The sequence below is a fragment of the Candidatus Krumholzibacteriia bacterium genome (assembly GCA_035649275.1).
Taxonomy (GTDB): Bacteria; Krumholzibacteriota; Krumholzibacteriia.
In genome coordinates this window covers 1-3,624 of the sequence record DASRJW010000142.1, presented here as the reverse complement: position 1 = coordinate 3,624, position 3,624 = coordinate 1, and the positions used below count along the sequence as shown (strand labels likewise).

Annotated in this window: 3 protein-coding genes; all 3 read left to right on the top strand. The window is 68.0% G+C overall.

From position 1 onward, the window contains the following. Window positions 1-153: 153 nt before the first annotated feature. A complete protein-coding gene (locus VFE28_16045; GenBank protein ID HZM17507.1) occupies window positions 154-951 on the top strand; it encodes an arginine deiminase family protein in 798 nt (265 codons plus the stop codon). Between the two features lie 143 nt (window positions 952-1,094). Then, on the top strand, window positions 1,095-2,474 hold the full coding sequence (mgtE, locus tag VFE28_16040) for a magnesium transporter (protein HZM17506.1): 1,380 nt from the start codon (window positions 1,095-1,097) through the stop codon (window positions 2,472-2,474). Beyond that, window positions 2,471-3,624 (top strand): MFS transporter (locus VFE28_16035; protein ID HZM17505.1); only part of this gene is annotated, 1,154 nt, incomplete at its 3' end. The genes mgtE and VFE28_16035, both read left to right, overlap by 4 nt.

Genomic DNA, 3,624 nt, shown 5'->3' with positions numbered 1-3,624 from the left:
AGATCGGCGCCAAGGAGATCGTCCTCGAAGGCAAAGCGACCCTGCCCGAAGCCGCCAAGCCCTTGATCGCGGCGTTGGAGAAGGCGGCCCCGGGGGAGAGCAAAGGGGAGAGCAAATCCCCGCAGTAGGAGGCTTGGAGAGCGGCGTGACCGGATGATCGCCTTGACCCGAAGCGTCGGCAACCTCGACCGCTGCGAGCTGACCTACCGGTCACGCGCTCCTATCGACTCGGACCGAGCGCGAGCACAACACCGGCAGTACGAGAGGTTGCTGCAGGAGCTCGGTGCGGAGGTGGTTTCGCTCCCCGCCGAGCCGGACCTGCCGGACGCGGTCTTCGTCGAAGATGCGGCCGTCGTGCTCGACGAATGCGCCCTCCTGCCGCACATGGGTGCCTCGAGCCGGCGGCCCGAGAGTGCGGGCCTCGCTGCCGCCCTCGCCGCCTACCGGGACCTCGTGCACCTACCGCCCCCCGGTACGCTGGACGGCGGCGATGTCCTGCTTCTCGGCCGCACCCTCTTCGTCGGCCTCTCGACGCGCACCGACCAGGAAGGGATCGCCGCGCTCCGCGAGCGTGTGGAACCCCTGGGCTACACCGTGCGACCCGTGCCAGTGCGCGGCTGCCTCCACCTCAAGAGCGCCTGCACCGACATCGGAAAGGGCTCCCTCCTCGTCAATCCCGCCTGGGTGGACGTGGCGCTCTTCCCCGGATTCGACACCATCGCCATCGACCCCGAAGAGCCGGAGGCGGCGAACGTGCTCCGCGTCGGCGACACCGTCGTCGCTTCCGCCAGCTTTCCACGCACTGCAGCACGCCTCGCGGCGCACGGGCTCAGCGTGCGCGCGCTGGATAACTCGGAGTTCCTCAAGGCCGAAGGCGGCCTCACCTGCACGAGCCTCCTCTTCGCACCCTCGCCCTCCCGGCGTGCCCCACCCCGCGACACTCGCGTATGAAATGAGCTCGCGCTGGCCTTCCTCCGCAGCGCTGCTCTACCATGAGCCGGACTCGTGTCGAGCCACGCTCGAGGGGCAGGGACGACCGCGGCAGCCCGGAGCGTGAGCGGGTCTGCTGCGGTCCTCTGCGGAGGTGAGTCGCCGTGTATGGACGCGCCTTCGTCCCCGAGATCCAGGAGTTCATCCGCAACCGCGACTTCAAGGCGCTCCGCGAGGCCATGGTGGAGCTGTTGCCCGCGGACCTCGCCGACGCCCTCTCCTTCCTGAACCCCGAGGAGAGGGCGGTCGTCTTCCGTATGCTACCGACGGCGCTCGCCGCCGACATCTTCGAGTACCTGGAGATCGACGAGCAGGAAGCGCTGCTTCGCAGTCTCGGCCAAGCCGAGGCGGCGGCCATCCTGAACGAGATGGCCCCGGACGACCGCACCGCCCTGCTGGAAGAGCTCCCCGGCACGGTCACCCGGAAGCTCATCAGCTTGCTGACACCGGAAGAACGCCGCGTCGCCACCATGCTCCTCGGCTACCCCGAGGGCAGCATCGGCCGGCGGATGACGCCGGACTACGTCAGCATCCGCGAGGAATGGACCGTGGCCCAGGTCATCGAGCAACTGCGCCGCTTCGGCCGCGACAGCGAGACCATGAACATTCTCTATGTCGTCGACGTCCAGGGCAAGCTGCTCGACGACATCCGCCTGCGCGAAGTGATTCTCGCCCCTGCCGACCGGCGGGTGACGGAGCTCATGGACAACACCTTCGCGGCGCTCAACGTCAACGACGACCAGGAAGTGGCGGTCGAGAGGATCAAGCACTACGACCGCGTGGCCTTGCCCGTCGTGGACAGCCGGGGCATCCTGGTCGGCATCGTCACGGTGGACGACGTCCTCGACGTCGCCGCCGAGGAGACCACCGAGGACATCCACAAGCTGGGCGCCGTCGTGGCTCTGGACGAGCCGTACATCGACACCGGCTTCTTCAGCATGGTACGGAAGCGCGCCGTCTGGCTCTGCCTCCTCTTCCTGGGCGAGATGCTCACGGTGAACGCCCTCTCCCGTTTCTCGGTCCACATCGAGAAGGCCGTGGTGCTGACGCTCTTCATCCCCCTCATCATCAGCAGCGGCGGCAACTCGGGCTCCCAGGCGACGACGCTCATCATCCGCTCCCTCGCCCTCGGCGAGATCGGACTCGGCGACTGGTGGCGCATCATGCGCCGCGAGGTGTTGACCGGGCTCTGCCTCGGCGGCGTCCTGGGCTCCTTGGGATTCCTGCGCATCCTCCTCGGCGCACAGTTCTCCCACCAGTACGCTGTGCACGTCCTGCCCCTCGGGTTCGCCATCGCTTTCGCCCTGGTCTGCGTGGTTCTCTGGGGTACGCTGGTAGGCTCCATGCTTCCCCTCTTGCTCCGCCGGATCGGCCTCGATCCCGCCGTGTCGTCCGCGCCGCTGGTGGCGACGATGGTGGATGTCATCGGCGTCACCATCTACTTCGGGATCGCGGTGATCATTCTTCGCGGTCACCTCCTGTGACGGGCGAGACGCGGCGGCTCGATCGCGCCCGCCGCGATCTGCGCCGCATCGCCCAGGACGGCACCTATTTCGGCTGGATGGTGGGCATCGGCGAGACCTACATCTCCGCCTTCGCCCTCGCCCTCGGTGCTGGCCCGGTGACCACGGGCTTTCTGGCCACGGCGCCGCTTCTCGCCGGCGCTTGCCTGCAGCTCGTCTCCCCCTTCGGCGCCCGCCGCCTCGGCACGCTCCGCCGCTGGGTCGTGCTCTGCGCCTGCGTGCAAGCGGCGACCTTCGTTCCCTTGATGGTCGGAGCGCTGCGCGGTCGCCTGCCCCTCGAGGTGCTCTTCCTCTCCACCGCTTTCTACTGGGCCGCGGGGATGGGCGCCAACCCGGCCTGGAACACCTGGGTGGGGACGCTGGTGCCGCGGAGCGTCCGGCATCGGTATTTTGCCCGGCGCACCTTGTTCCATCAGCTCGCGACGCTTCTCGGCATCATGACGGGCGGGATCTGGCTGCAGATGGGGGCGGCACGCGGCGCGCCGCGGCGCGCCTTCGCCCTGCTCTTCGGCGCCGCGGTGGTGGCGCGCGTCGTCTCGGCGCGGCTCCTGTCTTCGTACAGCGACCCTCCGCGCGGCTGGCCCGCGCTGCGCACCATTTCGCCCCGCGAGTTCGTGCACCGCCTCACCCATCGGCACGAGGGTCGCTTACTCCTTTTCCTGCTGCTCACGCAAACGAGTGTGATGATCGCTTCGCCTTTCTTCACGCCCTACATGCTCCGCTCCCTCCACTTCGGCTACGGGCAGTACATGGCCTTGCTCTCCACCAGCTTCATCGCCAAGGTGATCATGCTGCCTCGCTTCGGCCGACTCGCCAAACACTGGAGCGTCACCCGGGTCCTGACCCTCGGAGCCATGGGCATCGCCCCGCTGCCGGCCCTGTGGCTGGTCTCCTCTTCCTTCCATTACCTGCTCGCCGTGCAGGTGGTGTCGGGCGCCGCGTGGGCCGCTTACGAGCTTTCGATCATCCTGCTCCAGCTCGAGCTCATCGGCGAAGAGGAACGAACGAGCGTGCTCTCCTATTTCAATCTCGCCAACGCCCTCGCCCAGGTGACAGGAACGCTCCTGGGTGGCACAATGCTGTCGCAGCTCGGAGCCACACCCCAGGCCTA